The 15,648-nt window shown below is 68.5% G+C and carries 13 protein-coding genes; 6 read left to right on the plus strand and 7 right to left on the minus strand.

What is annotated here, in order from left to right:
* Positions 1–108: 108 nt before the first annotated feature.
* Together VKA86_03080 and VKA86_03085 are read right to left on the minus strand one after the other, a co-directional pair.
* Positions 109–363 carry an ArsC family (seleno)protein gene (locus tag VKA86_03080; GenBank protein ID HKK70173.1) on the minus strand — a complete coding sequence of 85 codons (255 nt, stop codon included), beginning with the start codon at positions 361–363 and terminating at the stop codon, positions 109–111.
* Between the two features lie 190 nt (positions 364–553).
* The gene (locus VKA86_03085) at positions 554–2,500 is read right to left on the minus strand and encodes a sulfatase (GenBank protein ID HKK70174.1); all 1,947 of its coding nucleotides are present in this window, start codon (positions 2,498–2,500) and stop codon (positions 554–556) included.
* A 181-nt stretch (positions 2,501–2,681) separates the two neighbouring features.
* Here VKA86_03085 and VKA86_03090 point away from each other — a divergent pair, with 181 nt between their 5' ends.
* Positions 2,682–4,910 (plus strand): NADP-dependent isocitrate dehydrogenase, encoded by a 2,229-nt coding sequence (locus VKA86_03090; protein ID HKK70175.1) that lies wholly within the window; start codon positions 2,682–2,684, stop codon positions 4,908–4,910.
* A 216-nt stretch (positions 4,911–5,126) separates the two neighbouring features.
* Positions 5,127–5,792, plus strand: coding sequence for a hypothetical protein (locus tag VKA86_03095; GenBank protein HKK70176.1), 666 nt, complete (start codon positions 5,127–5,129; stop codon positions 5,790–5,792).
* Positions 5,793–6,045: 253 nt separating this feature from the next.
* Here VKA86_03095 and VKA86_03100 read toward each other — a convergent pair whose 3' ends face one another.
* Both VKA86_03100 and VKA86_03105 read right to left on the minus strand, forming a co-directional pair.
* On the minus strand, positions 6,046–6,285 hold the full coding sequence (locus VKA86_03100) for a hypothetical protein (GenBank protein HKK70177.1): 240 nt from the start codon (positions 6,283–6,285) through the stop codon (positions 6,046–6,048).
* Positions 6,286–6,398: 113 nt separating this feature from the next.
* Entirely contained in the window at positions 6,399–7,352 is a 954-nt protein-coding gene (locus VKA86_03105; protein ID HKK70178.1) for a LysR substrate-binding domain-containing protein, read from the minus strand.
* A gap of 187 nt (positions 7,353–7,539) precedes the next feature.
* On the opposite strand from VKA86_03105, the gene VKA86_03110 reads away from it, so the two are divergent.
* The 3 genes from VKA86_03110 (at position 7,540) to VKA86_03120 (ending at position 9,902) form a co-directional block, all read left to right on the plus strand.
* Positions 7,540–8,082 (plus strand): peroxiredoxin, encoded by a 543-nt coding sequence (locus tag VKA86_03110; protein HKK70179.1) that lies wholly within the window; start codon positions 7,540–7,542, stop codon positions 8,080–8,082.
* A 35-nt stretch (positions 8,083–8,117) separates the two neighbouring features.
* Positions 8,118–8,651: a carboxymuconolactone decarboxylase family protein gene (locus VKA86_03115; protein ID HKK70180.1), complete on the plus strand. Its 534-nt coding sequence runs from the start codon at positions 8,118–8,120 to the stop codon at positions 8,649–8,651.
* Positions 8,652–8,798: 147 nt separating this feature from the next.
* Positions 8,799–9,902 carry an alpha/beta fold hydrolase gene (locus VKA86_03120; GenBank protein HKK70181.1) on the plus strand — a complete coding sequence of 368 codons (1,104 nt, stop codon included), beginning with the start codon at positions 8,799–8,801 and terminating at the stop codon, positions 9,900–9,902.
* A 6-nt stretch (positions 9,903–9,908) separates the two neighbouring features.
* On the opposite strand, the gene VKA86_03125 is transcribed toward VKA86_03120, so the two are convergent.
* From VKA86_03125 to VKA86_03135, 3 genes are all read right to left on the minus strand, one after another.
* On the minus strand, positions 9,909–11,318 hold the full coding sequence (locus VKA86_03125) for an FAD-binding oxidoreductase (GenBank protein HKK70182.1): 1,410 nt from the start codon (positions 11,316–11,318) through the stop codon (positions 9,909–9,911).
* A gap of 185 nt (positions 11,319–11,503) precedes the next feature.
* Positions 11,504–12,952 (minus strand): NADPH-dependent glutamate synthase, encoded by a 1,449-nt coding sequence (gene gltA / locus VKA86_03130; protein HKK70183.1) that lies wholly within the window; start codon positions 12,950–12,952, stop codon positions 11,504–11,506.
* A 53-nt stretch (positions 12,953–13,005) separates the two neighbouring features.
* Positions 13,006–13,869 (minus strand): sulfide/dihydroorotate dehydrogenase-like FAD/NAD-binding protein, encoded by an 864-nt coding sequence (locus tag VKA86_03135; protein ID HKK70184.1) that lies wholly within the window; start codon positions 13,867–13,869, stop codon positions 13,006–13,008.
* 271 nt (positions 13,870–14,140) lie between these two features.
* Between VKA86_03135 and VKA86_03140 the strand changes: the two genes are divergently transcribed.
* On the plus strand, positions 14,141–15,598 hold the full coding sequence (locus tag VKA86_03140; GenBank protein HKK70185.1) for a sodium/proline symporter: 1,458 nt from the start codon (positions 14,141–14,143) through the stop codon (positions 15,596–15,598).
* The last annotated feature ends 50 nt before the right edge of the window (positions 15,599–15,648 follow it).

Genomic DNA, 15,648 nt, shown 5'->3' on the forward strand with positions numbered 1-15,648 from the left:
GCTCGGCAACTTTGTTCGGCAGTCTAACAAAGTCCGCACGACGAGGGAACAGGGCATCGCGCGCCCGCGACACCCCGTCTCCCGTGCCGCCGACCGCGCCGGTCGGGCTCAGCCCATGGCCTGGTCGTAGACATCCTCGTCGAAGCCCACCAGCAGCGTCTTGCCGACCTTGATCGTCGGCGCGCGCAGGTTGCCGGTGCTGCCGAGCATCTTCTCGACGATCTCCTTCTTCGCGGTGCCGCCGTCGAAGGTGTCGAGCTTCTTGCCCTTGGCCACGTGGATCTTCGAGGCGTCGCGGATCAGCTTCTTCGCGTCGTTCTCGCCGAGCTTCTTGCTGGCCGAGACCTTCTCCGCGACGTCCACGCCCTTCGCCTCCATGAACTTGGAGGCCTTCGCGCACGAGCTTCAACCGGGACGGTGGTAGTACCAGTCGACACGGGACTTCGTCATGATCGTTCCTTCCGGGAATCGGACAGGGGTTCGTGAACGCCCGCAGTCTAGACCAACGCTGCACGGCGGGCCACCGCGGTCCGGTGTGCGCTCCCCGCTCCGTTCAGTAGCCCAGCGCCCGGAGCCGTTCGACGTCGGCCGGATCCAGTTCCGTTGCGACTCCGGCGCCCGTCGTCGAGCCCGCGAGGAAGGCGCGCAGTCCGCGCATCCCGGCCAGCCAAGGCTCGGTACGCTGCATCCGTCGGTCTTCGAGCGCGGCGGGGTCACGGCGCAGGTCGTAGAACTCCTGGGTCGACCAGTGCCGGAAGACGAGCAGGGTCTCCGGCGTGCGGACGCCGTAGAACGGAGTCGAGCAGCGCACGAACACCCGATCGCGCGGCCGCGCGGGATCCTGCAGCACCTCGAGCACCCGGCGCGGCCAGCGGCTGCCAGCAGGCAGGTCGACCCCGAGGGTCCCGATCAGCAACGGAAGGAGATCGCCCAGCGAACGGAACGCGTCCGCGGACTCGACGATCGACGGCGGCACCAGCGCGCGTGGTGCGAACACCATGGGCACGTGGACCATCTCGTCGTAGGGCGTCGTGTTGTGGCCGTAGCGGCCGTGCTCGCCGAAGGCCTCGCCGTGATCCGACCCGAAGACGACCAACGTGGGCCGTCCCGTCCCCCGCCCCTCCCAGGCGCGCAGCACCCGGGCGACCAGCGCGTCGCCGCGGCGCAGGGCCCCGTCGTACAGCGCCACGAGGCGCGCGTGGTCCGACCCTTCGGACGCGTAGTCCCCCCGATCGAAGGCGCGCACGTCGGGCGTGTGCCCGATGACCGGTCCGTCGTAGTCGGGATCGCCGAAGACGTCGTGCTCGGACCCGGGGAAGTAGGGCTCGTGCGGCGGCATGAGGTGGACGAAGAAGAAGGTCGGAGCCGAACCGTCGAGGCCCTCCCGCACCCGTTCCTCGAAGAGGATCACCGGCAGCTCCGGCCACCACCAGTCGTGCGGACCCGCGGGCGGCTCGCGGTCGACGTCGCTCCAGGTCTGCACGAACTCGTCGAAGCCCTGGGCACTGCCCGCCGACCGTGCCACGTGGGCGTTGTCACTGACGGCGAGGGTGCGGTATCCCGCCTCGCGCAGCACCTCGGCGAGCGTGGTGAATCCGTCGGCCAGCGCGTGTGTCCTGCGGATCACCCCGTGGTCGCGCCAGCTGGCGCCGGTGAACACGGTGGCCATCGAACTGCGGGTGTAGGGTGCCTCGGCGAACACGCGCTCGAACCGCACGCCCGCCGTGGCGAGCGAGTCGATCGCCGGCGTGGTCGGACGAGGGTACCCGTACGACGACAGGTGATCGGCGCGCACGGTATCGAGGACCACGAACAGCACGTCCGGCTGATCGGGACCGGGTGTCGCGACCCGCGGCAGGTGCGCGGTGTCCGGGTCGACCGGCAGGCCGACGAAATCCGTGTCGGTGTCCGGCGTCGCCGTCCACTCCTTCCAGAGCGCCCGCTCGTCGGCGTCGAGCCGGGCGGACAGCTCGATCCGTCGCACGAACACCCCGCGGGGAATCGCCGACCCGTCGGCGCCGTCGAGGTGGTCGCTCGTCTCGATCCGCAGGTCGTGGGTCCCGGCTCCGAACAGGGGTTCGGGAATCTCCACCGCGAGTGTGTCGACCTGCCAGCCACCGGGGAGCGTGGTGCTCTCCAGTAGCTGTCCGTTCCAGACGACCGACACGCGTTGTCCGCGGGCTGCGAGTTCGGGGTGGGTGCTCCAGTGCAGTTCCAGTCGGGCCTCGGAGCCCAGTCCGGTGAGCCGCACCTCCGCCGGCTCGCCGGTGGTCCACACGGCGCCGGGCTCGAGTGGATGCCATCCGTCGCCGACGTAGTGCAGGCCGACGGTCTCGGTCACGCCGATTCCGTAGGGAGCACGCTCCGCGCTGTCGCCGAAGTCGAAGCGCGCCAGACGCACGCGCTCCGTCGGTGTCTGGCATCCGCTCGCCACGAGGGTCCCGGCCAGGGCCAGGAGCGCCGGAAGCCGGCGGAACCGATCGATCGCGGGTCGTCGCATGGCGCGAATTGTCCGCGGGCGGCTCACAGCTGGCAAGACGACAGTCCGCACCGACACGACGAGAGCACCGATCACCACGGAAACGTGATCTACCGCCGCCGGGATTGGTACTCCTCACAGCCCGGTCTTACGATGCCACCCCCACCGTGCCTGTTTCCGCGCCAACCCACGAGGACGAGGAATGTCTTCTGCGAAGATCGTCTGGACGAAGATCGACGAGGCTCCGGCCCTGGCCACCTACGCTCTGCTTCCGATCGTGAACGGATTCACGAAAGCTGCCGGCGTCGAGGTCGAGACGGCCGACATCTCCCTGGCCGGCCGCATCCTCGCGAACTTCCCCGAAACCCTGCGCGAGGACCAGCGCGTGCCCGACGAACTGAAGCGACTGGGCGACCTGGCGAAGACGCCGCACGCGAACATCGTGAAGCTGCCGAACATCAGCGCGTCGATCCCACAGCTGCAGGCCGCGATCCACGAAGTGCAGCAGCAGGGCTATGCCGTTCCCGACTTCCCCGAGGAACCGGAGACCGACGAGGAGCACGAACTCCGCGCACGCTATTCGGTGGTGCTGGGCTCGGCCGTGAACCCCGTCCTGCGCGAGGGCAACTCCGATCGCCGTGCCGCCGCCTCGGTCAAGCGCTTCGCCCAGAAGAATCCGCACCGCATGATGAAGCCCTGGCCCGAGTCGGGGTCGAAGACCCGCGTGGCCAGCATGGCCGACGGCGACTTCTACGGCAGTGAGGTGTCGACCACCGTCGACGAGGCCACGTCGTTCCGCATCGAGTTCGTCGACACCGACGGCGCGGTCACCGAGCTACGCACCGAGGCGCCGCTGCTGAGCGGCGAGGTGCTCGACGCCGCGACCATGAACGTGGCGGCCCTGCGCAACTTCTACGCCGCCTGCATGCGCGAGGCCCGGGAGAAGCGCGTGCTGCTGTCGCTGCACCTCAAGGCCACCATGATGAAGGTGAGCGATCCGGTGCTCTTCGGTCACTGCGTGTCGGTGTTCCTGGGCGACGTGCTCGAGAAGCACGGCGACACCCTGAAGTCCCTGGGGGCCGACGTGAACTACGGCCTGGCCGACCTGCTCGGCCGTCTCGACCAGCTACCCGCCGAGACGAAGACCGAGATCGAGGCCGACATCGCCGAGGCCCGGAAGAACGGCCCGCCCCTGGCCATGGTCGACTCGCGCAAGGACCGCACGAACCTGCACGTCCCCAACGACGTGATCATCGACGCGTCGATGCCGGTGGTCGTCCGCGACGGCGGGAAGATGTGGAACGCCGGGGACGAGCTGCAGGACACCCTGGCCATGGTTCCCGACCGCAGCTACGGCCCCATGTACCAGGCCGTGATCGAGGACTGCCAGAAGCACGGCCAGTTCGATCCGGCCACCATGGGTAGCGTGTCGAACGTGGGCCTCATGGCGAAAAAGGCCGAGGAATACGGCTCGCACGACAAGACCTTCACCGCTCCCGCCCGCGGCACGATGCGCGCCGTCACCACCGACGGCGCCGTCCTGCTCGAGCGCCCGGTCGAGGAAGGCGATCTCTTCCGCATGTGCCAGAGCAAGGACGAGGCGATCCGCGACTGGGTCGGCCTCGGCGTGCGCCGCGCCCGCGAGACCGGATCGCCAGCCGTGTTCTGGCTCGACACGCAGCGCGGGCACGACGCCCAGCTCGTCGAGAAGGTGGAGCGCTACCTCGGCGACCACGACACCGACGGCCTGCAGATCGAGATCCTGCCGCCGGTCGAGGCCATGGAGTTCACGCTGGCGCGCGTCCGCCGCGGCGAGGACACGATCTCGGTCACCGGCAACGTGCTGCGCGACTACCTCACCGATCTCTTCCCGATCCTCGAGCTCGGCACCAGCGCCCGCATGCTCTCGATCGTGCCCCTGCTCAACGGCGGCGGCCTTTTCGAGACCGGCGCCGGGGGTTCCGCCCCGAAGCACGTGCAGCAGTTCCTGGAGGAAGGCCACCTGCGGTGGGACTCGCTCGGCGAGTACTGCGCACTCGGCCCCTCGCTGGAGCTGGCGGCCGAGCAGTCGGGCAACGACCGCGCGCGGATCATGGCCCGAGCCCTCGACCGCGCGATCGAACGGTACCTCGAGGAGCAGCGCGCGCCTTCGCGCAAGGTGAACGAGATCGACAACCGTGGCTCGACCTTCTACCTGGCGCTGTACTGGGCCCAGGCGCTGGCCGAACAGGACGACGACGACGACCTGCGGGCGCGCTTCGACTCGATCGCGGCGAAGCTGGCCGAGAACGAAGACACGATCACCGAGGAGTTGCTCGAGGCCCAGGGCTCGCCCGTGGACATCGGGGGCTACTACCACCCCGACGACGAGAAGGCCGCCGCGGCCATGCGGCCGAGCGCGACGCTGAACGCGATCGTGGACGCGCTGTAGGCCCTCCGGCCGGGCCCCTCTCCGGGGGAGCGCTCTCCCGGACGCGAAGCGCGCACTTGATTCGGCCCCCGAACAAAGTGTACACTCTACAGGCTCAGGTTCGGGCAATCCGGCCGGAACGAAACGCCGGACCACGAATCACCGCTGCGGCGCGGGACGTCTTCCTCGATCCCGGACCGCCGACGCGTCACGCCTCAACACCCAGGAGTCCATTCCATGAAGGCAATTGCGATCGTCGCGATGCTCGCGCTGCTGGTCCCCGTCGCGGGATCCGCCCAGGTCCAGGTGACCACCGACCCGGCCACCATGACCAACGGTTTCATGAACGTGTTCAATCTCCCGGCGCCCGACGGCGACGGCGCCTTCCAGTTCGCCAGCCCCTGGGGCTTCGCCGACCTGCGCGCCTCCTTCAGCGGCACCGACCTGACCTTCGCCCCGAACACCATCGGTGACCCCGATCCGTTCTGGTACATCGGCGGCGGTGGCCCTGGCGCTCCGGGCAACAAGATCATGGAGGCCAACGGCTATTCCGAGGTCCTCGACGGCAGCCTGGCCGGCGAGACCATCGTCTTCAGCTTCGAGGTGCTGTCGAACACGCTGACCGACGCGCACACCGTCACGGCCTTCATCCGTGACTTCGCGCCGGACTTCTCGACGGTGAACGAGACCGTCATCCCCGTCGACGCCATCGGCGCGTACACGCTGAGCCTCGGCACGATCAACGACCCCGCCCGTCCCGTGCAGTGGGGCATCCAGATGCGCGGCGTGAACGTGTGGGAGACCGACGTCGAGCCCTTCGGCGAGATCGTCATCGGTGCCGACCTCGTCGTGTCGAACGACGAGAGCAGCTTCGCCAAGGTGAAGGCGCTGTACCAGCAGTAGGCCGGGAGCGAATTCGCCGTTCCGAACGCGAGAGGCCGCCGGGGATCCGGCGGCCTCTTCTTCTGTCTTCGACCGGTGTCTTCGTGCACGCACAGGTCTTCGGTGACGACGAGCGACGGCCCGGGTCTCGGAGACCCCGGGCCGCCGCGAACCGCAATCCCACCCGGTGAACGACTGAAGGAGGAGACTGCGGCCGAATCGATGCGTTCTGTCCTGACAACGCGCTCCGCGGGGCGGGAGTTCCCGGGCGTCCTCAGTTCCGGTTCGAAACCGCGTTGCTCCCCCGCTCCACCGTGCCCAGCTCGGGGTTCTCGTCCTGGGCCGTCTCGCGGCAGACGTCGTCGATCAGCTGCTCGCGGTTCTCGCGGAACCAGGACTCGAGTTCGCACGCCAGCTGGCAGAACTCGCGCGGCGAGAGCCGCAGCGACCAGTCGGGCGTCTCGATCTCGTAGCTGGGCACGTCGTGCGGTCCACGGTCGTGGCGCTGGAGCATGGCGGGCCTCCCGGATTCGAGGAACGGCGATCTCCCGGAGGGGGTCTTCGCCCCCGACACCGCCGAACTTGAATTTCAGTATCAAACAATCCCGGGAGAAATCAAGGCCGGAATCACGAATTCGGCGTGACCGGCACTCGTTCGCCCTCCACCAGCTCCACCAGGACGCGACCGAGCTCTCGGTACTCCGGCGCCCGGCTCGAGGCCTTGCGCCAGGCCAGGCCGATCTCGCGGTACGGCGTCGGCTCGGTGAAGGGAATCACGCGCACTCCACCGGCTCGGCCCTCGACGTCCAGTGCCATCTTCGGCAGCAGTGTCGTCCCCAGGCCCCCGGCGACCATCTGCGTCAGCGTCCCCAGGCTGGTGGCCCGCATCCGCGAGGCCTCGCGTGCACCGGCGTGATTGCAGATGGCCAGGGCCTGGTCGCGCAGGCAATGGCCGTCTTCGAGCAGAAGGACCTCCTGATCGACCAGATCCGAATCCTGCACACGGGAGCGGCCGGCCAGCGGGTGACGGGCCGGCACCGCGAGACGGAACTCGTCGCGGAACAGGGGCAGCGCCTCGACCTCGCCCGGCAGCGGCAGTGCGAGCAACAGCACGTCGAGCTCGCCCTCGTTCAGGCGCTGGAGAAGGACGTGGGTGAACTCCTCGCGCAGGAACAGCTCGAGCCGCGGGAAGCGATCGCGCAGCCCGGGCAGGACCCGTGGCAGCAGGTACGGAGCGACGGTCGGGATCACGCCCAGGCGCAGCAGGCCGGCCAGGGGCTCGCGCGCCGCCCGTGCGGTGTCGGACAGGCCGTCGGCCTCGGCGAGCACGCGCCGGGCCTGGGCGACGACCTCCCGTCCCACCGGCGTCAGCAGGACCTTCCGGGCCGCGCGCTCGAAGAGCTGCACGCCCAGGGTCTCCTCGAGCGCCTGGACCTGGGTCGACAGAGCCGGCTGGGTCACATGACACGCCTCCGCCGCACGGCGGAAGTGCAGGTGCTCGGCCACCGCGACGGCGTACTCGAGCTGGCGGATGGTGGGCCGGGTGCGGGGTCGGGTGCCGTTGCCGGGAGCCTTCTCCATGGTGCGATCTCCGAGGGGGTGCAGGCCCGCGGCCCCTCGATGAGCGGGGGCTTCGGTCACCCCATGTTATCGCAAAGCCAAGATCAATCAATTGGAATGTTCGTTCGAACGGCCTTTTCTTGCAGCGCGTCCGGGGACGGAGCGGTCCCCGCATCAGTTCCCGAACCCGACCGAGGAGAGTTCGACCATGCTGACCGTCGGAGACAGGCTCCCGCAGTTCTCCCTGACCGCGACCGTCGACAACGACAAGCCCTCGACGGCCTTCGCCGAGGTCGACAACGACACCTACCGGGGAAAGTGGAAGGTGATCTTCGCCTGGCCGAAGGACTTCACCTTCGTCTGCCCCACCGAGATCGCCGCCTTCGGCAAGCTGAATCGCGAATTCGCCGACCGCGACTGCCAGATCCTGGGCATGTCGACCGACAGCGAGTTCGTCCACTTCGCCTGGCGCAACGACCACGACGACCTGAAGGACCTGCCCTTCCCCATGCTGGCCGACGTGAAGCGCGACTTCAGCGAGGCCCTGGGCATCCTCGACCGGAACGAGGGCGTGTGCCTGCGGGCGACCTTCATCGTCGACCCCGACGACACGATCCAGCACGTGTCGGTGAACGGCCTCGACGTCGGCCGCAACCCCGACGAGACCCTGCGCATCCTCGACGCCCTGCAGACCGACGAGCTGTGCCCCTGCAACTGGCAGAAGGGCGAGGAGACCCTCGTCGTCGGCTGACGACGCTCGCACCGACGAGAGAAAGGAAGATCGCCATGGAATGGGTGAGAGAACAGTTGCCCGAGGCCGCCCGCGACATCCGCCTGAACCTGGGCACGGTGTTCAACAGCCAGAACCTGAGCGAGCGTCAGGTCTACGGCACGCTGGTGGCCTGCGCTTTCGCCGCCCGCAACGCCGAGCTGCTGGCCGCCGCGGAGGAGGAGGTCCAGGGCAAACTGACCGACGAGGACCTGGCCCTGGCCAAGTCGATCGCGGCGACCATGGGCATGAACAACGTCTACTACCGCTTCCTGCACCTGGTGGAGGATCCGGAGTACGCGCAGATCCCCGCGCGGCTGCGGATGCAGGCCCTGAGCGCCCCGGCCGAGGACAAGCTCGACCGCGAGCTGTGGGCGCTGGCGGTGAGTGCGGTGAACGGCTGCGGTCAGTGCATCCAGGCCCACGAGAAAACCGTGCTGCAGCACGGCGCCTCGAAGGCCATGGTCCACGACGCGGTGCGGATCGCGTCGGTGGTGAACGCCGCCGCCGCGGCCCTCGACGCCGAGCCCTCCGGCGCCAACGTGGGTTGAGACCACGCTCGGCCGGTCGAACCCACGCGGGGCGGTCGCAGATGCGGCCGCCCCGTTTCGGTGGTGTGCCGCGATCTGGGGGATACGACGGACCTCGACACCACGCTTGCCAGCAGCCCCCGGAGTTCTCCATCATGCGCCGACGTGATGGACGACTCTCGCCAACAGATCAGCTTCTGCCGATCCTCCGACGGTGCTCGGATCGCGTACGCGACCGCTGGCCACGGCCCTCCTCTGGTCAAGGCGGCGAACTACCTCAGCCACCTCGATCACGATTGGGACAGTCCGGTGTGGCGCCACTGGTTGCGTGGCCTGTCGAGGCGTCATCGGCTGGTGCGCTACGACGAACGCGGCTGTGGCCTGTCCGACCGCGACACCTCGGTCTTCGACATGGACGCCTGGGTACGCGACCTCGAAGCGGTCGTCGACGCCGTCGGACTCGAGCGTTTCCCCGTGATCGGCCTGTCGCAGGGGGCCGCGGTCGCGGTGACGTACGCGGTGCGTCACCCCGAACGCGTCTCCGCACTGATCCTGTACGGCGGCTACGCCCGTGGACGCTTCCATCGCGCCATCGACGACGACAGCCGCGCCGAGGCCGAGACCATGATCGACGTGATCCGTCTCGGATGGGCACGCGAGAACCCGGCCTTCCGTCAGCTCTTCACGATGCAGCTCATCCCCGAGGGCAGCGAGTCCCAGGTCCGTTCGCTGAACGAACTCTCGCGTCTCTCGGCCGAACCGGAACAGATGGCGACCATGGAGCGGACCTTCTACGGGATCGACGTCCGCGAACTCGCGACGCAGGTACGGGTGCCGACCCTCGTCCTCCACGCTCGCCACGATGCGGCGATCCCCTTCGACGAGGGCCGCATGCTCGCGGAACTGATCCCCACCGCGCGCTTCGTGCCTCTGGACAGTCGCAATCACCTGCTGCTCGAACACGAGCCAGCGTGGAGACGGTTCACCGCCGAGTTGGAGACCTTCCTGGCCGGGCAATCCCCGCCGCAGACGGGCGCCGACCACGGATCGGCGTTCCCCGAGCTCACACCGCGCGAGACCCGCGTCCTCGAGCTGATCGCCGAAGGCAGCAGCAACGACGAGATCGCCGGGGCCCTCCACCTCGCGCCGAAGACCGTCCGCAACCACGTCTCGCGCATCTACGACAAGCTCGGCGTGTCCGGTCGGTCACGGGCCATCGTCCTCGCACGACACGCCGGCCTGGGACACGACGCCGATCCGGACGAAATCTGAGTTCGTTCAACGGGCCCCGGCCCTCGGCCGGATGTTCTGGTTCACGTGGAAGAGATTGTCCGGATCGTACTTCGTCTTGACCTCGACGAGTCTCTCGTAGTTCTCGCGGTAGGCCGCCGCGACCCGATCCTGGCCCTCTTCCATCATGAAGTTCACGTAGCCACCACCGGCAGAGTACGGATGCAGCGCCCGCCAGTAGTCCTGCGCCCAACGTGTGATGCGCTCCGCTTCATCCGGCTCGGGATCGACACCGACGATCACCCGTGACCACGTGACGTCGCGGTAACGGAAGGCCGTGTCCTCGGGCGAGACGTCGTGCACGGCCCCGTCGATGGGATACAGGTGCATGGTCGACCGTTCGGTCGGAAGGTCCGTCCCGAACCGCTCGTGGACGTCCAACGCGTCCTCACCGATGTCACCGACGAAGTCGGCCTTCCAGTACCACTGCAGACCCGGTGGATAGTAGATCTCGTCGAACATCGACTGCAGCTTGGGGTACGGCATCGGCCCGATCATGTCGAGCACCGGCTCGCTCCGCTCGCGGATCGGACGGAAGACCTCTTCTGCCCTTTCGAGGGGGCCGGTGTAACACCACGTGACGACACAGCCGTGGTGACCATGTAGTTCCTCGGGGAACGGAGACCCGGTCGGCACGCGGTGGAAGCCGAACCACCCGTACAGCTCTCGTGGCGCCTCGCGGATGAAGTCCCGGTACCAACGCAGCGCCTCCCGGGCTTCTGTGATCGGCCACACGATCGGACCGCCGTAGACCGTGTGCACCGGCCGACCGCGGAACAGGAAGGACGTGACGATCCCGAAGTTGCCGCCCCCGCCCCGAAGCGCCCAGAACAGATCCGGGTGCTCGTCCTCGCTCGCGGTCACGATCCGACCGTCGGCGAGCACCACCTCGGCCGCGAGCAGGTTGTCGACGGTGAGACCGTAGCGACGCGTGAGGTATCCGTGCCCTCCGCCCAGTGTGAGACCACCGACCCCGGTGGTCGAGATGATCCCGCTGGGAACGGCCAGTCCGAAGGGATGCGTGGCGTGGTCCACGTCGCCCCAGGTACATCCTCCACCGACGCGAACCGCCCGGGATCGGGTGTCGACGTGCACACCGTTCATCGGACCGAGGTCGGCGACCAGACCGTCGTCGCACAGGGCCAGACCGGCTCCGTTGTGCCCCCCACCGTACACGGCCAGTTCGACCCCGCGCTCGCGCGCGAAGTCGACGCACGCGACCACGTCGGCCACGTCCCGGCAGCGGACGATGGCGCCGGGTCGTTTGTCGATCATCGCGTTGTAGATGGAGCGACCGTCTTCGTAGGCCTCGCTCCCGGGCAGGAGGACCGGACCCCGCAGACGGGCAGAGAGCGACTCGATGGCCTCCGGAGCGAAGGCTCCGTCGGTCCTGCTCATGGGAGTCTCCTTCCAGGGGGATTCGCGGCCGGCGGCGCGTGGTCGCGCCGCGTGCAACCGCGACCCTGGGCGAGATCGTCGCTCCTGTCGTGAGGCAGACGTCACGAATCGAGCAGAACGGATGGGCCCCCACCCGGGACACGTGTCCCAGGTGGAGCCGATCGGAGCGGTCGGAGGAGGGCGCCTCAGGCCGAGGCCGACTCCGTCTGCCAGATCCCCGTCTCGAGGTACTCGTGGATCGACGCCGCGGCGCGCCGCCCGGCGCCCATGGCGAGGATCACCGTCGCGCCGCCGGTGACGATGTCGCCGCCGGCGAAGACGCCCGGACGCGTGGTGCGGCAGCTCTCGTCGTCGGCGACGATGGTCCCCCACTTCGTGTGCTCGATGCCCGGCGAAGTCTTCTGGATCAGCGGGTTCGACTTGTTGCCGATCGCCACCACGGCCATGTCGATGTCGAGTTCGTAGTCGCTTCCCTCGATCGGCACCGGCCGGCGGCGTCCGCTGTCGTCGGGCTCGCCGAGTTCCATCCTCTGCAGGCGGACCTTCTTCACCCAGCCCTGCTCGTCGCCGATGAACTCGAGCGGGTTGGTGAGCATGACGAACTCCACGCCCTCCTCGCGCGCGTGGTGGATCTCCTCGTTGCGCGCGGGCATCTCGGCGTCGGAGCGGCGGTAGAGGATCCTGGCGCTCTTCGCGCCCAGGCGCAGCGAGGTGCGTACGGCGTCCATGGCCGTGTTGCCGCCGCCGAAGACGACCACGTTCTTGCCCTTCACGTCGAAGACCGGCGTGTCGGAGTCCTCGCGGTAGGCCTTCATGAGGTTGACGCGGGTGAGGAACTCGTTCGACGAGTACACTCCGATCAGGTTCTCGCCCGGCACGTTCAGGAAGCGCGGCAGGCCGGCGCCCACGCCGATGAACACGGCGTCGTAGCCCTCCTCCTCGAGCAGCTCCTCGATCGTGTCGGTCATGCCGATGACGGCGTTCGTGACGAACTCCACGCCGAGCTTGCGCAACTGGTCGATCTCGGCCGCCACGATCTCCTTGGGCAGACGGAACTCGGGAATGCCGTAGACGAGCACGCCGCCGAGTTCGTGCAGAGCCTCGAACACGGTCACGTCGTGGCCCTGCTTGGCGAGGTCGGTGGCACAGCTCAGGCCCGACGGGCCGCTGCCCACGATCGCGACCTTCTTGCCGGTACGCTTCTCGGGCGGGGTGACCTTCATCAGTCCACCGTCGCGCTCGAAGTCGGCGACGAAGCGCTCCAGATGACCGATCGCCACGGGATCGCCCTTCTTGCCCAGGATGCAGAGCTGTTCGCACTGCTCCTCCTGCGGGCAGACCCGCCCGCAGATCGCCGGCAGGGAGTTGTCGCCCTTGATCACCTTGGCGGCCTCGTCGAAGCGCTCCTCGACCACCAGGCGGATGAAGCCGCCGATGTCGACGTTGACGGGGCATCCCATCACGCACTTCGGGTTCTTGCAGTCGAGACAACGCTGCGCCTCGCGCACGGCCAGGGCGGCCGTCATGCCCAGGTTCACTTCCTCGAAGTTGTGGCTCCGGGCGGTGGCGTCCTGCTCGGGCATCTTCTGCCGCTCGATCTTGCGTCGTTCCTTGGGGTGAAGATGCTCGGCCATACGTCGGTCCTCGTTCTCGGATCCGGCCGGGCGCCCGGCCTCGATCTCGTTCCCTAGGTGAGTTGATCGGCCTGCCGTCCGAGACGGCACTCGTGGTCGTGCTCGAACTCGTCGAGCCGGGTCTTCTCGAATCCCAGATACGCCTTGTTGCGCGCGGTGAGCAGGTCGAAGTCGACCGCGTGGGCGTCGAATTCCGGGCCGTCGACGCAGGCGAACTTCGTCTCGCCGCCGACCTCCACGCGGCAGCCGCCGCACATGCCCGTGCCGTCGACCATGATCGGGTTCAGGCTCACCACGGTCTCGATGCCGTGCGGGCGGGTGACCTCGGCCACGGCGCGCATCATCGGTACGGGGCCGATGGCCAGGACGAAGTCGATGCGGCGGCCCGAGTCGATCAGTTCCTGCAGCTTGTCGGTGACGAAGCCGTGGAAGCCGTAGGAGCCGTCGTCGGTGGTCGGGTAGACCTCGTCGCAGATCGCGCGCAGCTCGTCCTCGAGGATCACGTACTCCTTCGAGCGACCGCCGATGATCGAGACGACCTCGTTGCCGGCCTCCTTCAGGGCCACCGCGGTCGGGTACGCGATGGCGGTGCCGACGCCGCCGCCGATCGAGACGGCCGTTCCGAAGTTCTCGATGTGCGACGCGGTGCCCAGCGGACCCGCGACGTCGGAGATCGTGTCGCCGGTCTCCTTCTCGTTGAGCAGCCGCGTGGTCTTGCCCACGCCCTGGACGATGACCGCGACCCAGCCCTCTTCGGCGTTGCTGTCGGCGATGGTCAGCGGCACGCGCTCGCCGTCGGCGTGCACGCGCAGGATGACGAACTGCCCGGCCTTGCGCTTACGGGCGATCTTCGGCGCCTCGAGGCGGAAGTACTTGACGTCCGGAGCGAGGGATCGGGCCTCGACGATGCGAACCATACATGACCTCCGCGGCACGATGCTGTGGTCCGGCACGACGGAGCAGCTTCGGGGGAGCGCGTGGAGTCCGCCATGCCTGGCAATCGGGATGTATACAGGGACCCGCGCCGAGGAGCCATGTCTGCGGCCGGCCATTTCCGTGATCTGGGACGGAGTTCACGATCGGGTTCCGCGCGACCTGTGAAGGGATCACAGGAACGAGCCGGTCGAAGGCCACCGTCGACGCCCGAGGGGCTGTCCAGCGGAGCGCGATCCGCTATAGTCCGGGGCGATGAACGTCTACGAACGACTCTCCGACCCGCTCGCGCTCATCGTATTCGTGATCACCCTCTTTCTGCCGGTGATCGTCGGACTGGTGGCGCTGAAGCGCACCCGCTCGCAGTCGGACTTCTTCGTCGGCGGGCGCGCCATGAACAAGCTGGTGGTGGCCCTGTCGGCGGTGAGTTCGGGGCGGTCGTCGTGGCTGGTGCTCGGCGTGAGCGGCATGGCCTACGCCCGCGGCACGGGCGCGCTGTGGGCGGTGGCCGGCTACACCATCGTCGAGCTGATCCAGTTCCTCACCGTGGGCCAGCGCCTGCGCGACGACGCCCAGCGCTACGACTCGATCACCCTGCTCGACTGGTTCGAGTCGAAGTTCCCCGACTCGCGCCGCCGCATCCGCGTGACCGGCGCGCTGATCATCGGCGTGTTCCTCACCGCCTACGTCGCCGCCCAGCTCAACGGCGGCGCGAAGACCCTCGAGGCCGCCCTGCAGATCCCCTTCTGGACGGCGCTGCTGGCCGCGGCCGTGCTGATCGTGGTGTACATGCTGCTCGGCGGCTACATCGCCGTGGCCTACAACGACGTGGTGCGGGCGACGATCATGCTGGTCGCGCTGCTCGTGCTGCCGATCGTCGGGCTGGTCGAGATCGGCGGCTTCGCGGGGCTGGCGGAGAGCCTGCGCGGCACCGACCCGGGGTTGGTCGATCCGTTCTCGCTCGGCGTCGGTGCGCTGATCGGCTTCCTCGGCATCGGGCTCGGCTCGCCCGGCCAGCCGCACATCCTGGTGCGCTACATGTCGATCGACGACCCGAAGAACATCCGCGCCGCCGGGCTGTTCGGCTTCGCGTGGAACGTGGTGCTCGGTGCGGGCGCGGTGTTCGTGGGTCTGGTCGGCCGCGCGCTGGTACCGGCCGTGGAGAACCTGCCCGAGCAGGATCCCGAGATGGCCTACCTCGTCCTGTCGGCCGACTTCTTCGCGCCCGCCCTGTACGGCCTGCTCGTGGGTGGGATCTTCGCCGCCATCCTGTCGACCGCCGACAGCCAGTTGCTCGTGGTGTCGTCGACGGTCGTGCGCGACGTCTGGGAGAAGGTCGTCCGCTCCGACGTCGAACTCGACGAGCAGCAGCGGCTGAAGATGTCGCGGATGGTGGTGTTGCTCGCGGGGATCGCGGCCGTGCTGCTCGCGTGGGGTGCGCAGGGCCTGGTGTTCTGGCTCGTGCTCTTCGCCTGGGGCGGGCTGGGCGCGGCGATCGGGCCGGCGGTGATCCTCGGACTGTTCTGGCGTCGGACCACGGCGTCGGGCGTGGTCGCGGGGATGATCACCGGAGCGATCGTGACGATCGTCTGGCGGTTGTGGTTGAGGGATCCGACGGGACTGTACGAACTGATCCCCGGATTCGCGGCGGCGACGATCGCGGTGGTCTTGGTGAGTCTGCTGAGCCGGCCGCGCGGACGCGCGCGGGTCTGAGCGGCCGCTCGGGTTGTCGCCGCGGTGCGCGCTCGCGTATGCTCGGCGCT

This window comes from Candidatus Krumholzibacteriia bacterium (assembly GCA_035268685.1).
Classification (GTDB): domain Bacteria; phylum Krumholzibacteriota; class Krumholzibacteriia; order JAJRXK01; family JAJRXK01; genus JAJRXK01.

What these genes read in the sequence shown, in the direction of transcription:
- VKA86_03140 (HKK70185.1), top strand. Translation starts at nt 14,141, where the DNA reads ATGAACGTCTACGAACGACTCTCCGACCCGCTCGCGCTCATCGTATTC.
- VKA86_03125 (HKK70182.1), bottom strand. Translation starts at nt 11,318, where the DNA reads ATGAGCAGGACCGACGGAGCCTTCGCTCCGGAGGCCATCGAGTCGCTC.
- VKA86_03135 (HKK70184.1), bottom strand. Translation starts at nt 13,869, where the DNA reads ATGGTTCGCATCGTCGAGGCCCGATCCCTCGCTCCGGACGTCAAGTAC.
- VKA86_03100 (HKK70177.1), bottom strand. Translation starts at nt 6,285, where the DNA reads ATGCTCCAGCGCCACGACCGTGGACCGCACGACGTGCCCAGCTACGAG.
- VKA86_03085 (HKK70174.1), bottom strand. Translation starts at nt 2,500, where the DNA reads ATGCGACGACCCGCGATCGATCGGTTCCGCCGGCTTCCGGCGCTCCTG.
- VKA86_03105 (HKK70178.1), bottom strand. Translation starts at nt 7,352, where the DNA reads ATGGAGAAGGCTCCCGGCAACGGCACCCGACCCCGCACCCGGCCCACC.
- VKA86_03095 (HKK70176.1), top strand. Translation starts at nt 5,127, where the DNA reads ATGAAGGCAATTGCGATCGTCGCGATGCTCGCGCTGCTGGTCCCCGTC.
- VKA86_03115 (HKK70180.1), top strand. Translation starts at nt 8,118, where the DNA reads ATGGAATGGGTGAGAGAACAGTTGCCCGAGGCCGCCCGCGACATCCGC.
- VKA86_03090 (HKK70175.1), top strand. Translation starts at nt 2,682, where the DNA reads ATGTCTTCTGCGAAGATCGTCTGGACGAAGATCGACGAGGCTCCGGCC.
- VKA86_03120 (HKK70181.1), top strand. Translation starts at nt 8,799, where the DNA reads ATGGACGACTCTCGCCAACAGATCAGCTTCTGCCGATCCTCCGACGGT.
- gltA (HKK70183.1), bottom strand. Translation starts at nt 12,952, where the DNA reads ATGGCCGAGCATCTTCACCCCAAGGAACGACGCAAGATCGAGCGGCAG.
- VKA86_03110 (HKK70179.1), top strand. Translation starts at nt 7,540, where the DNA reads ATGCTGACCGTCGGAGACAGGCTCCCGCAGTTCTCCCTGACCGCGACC.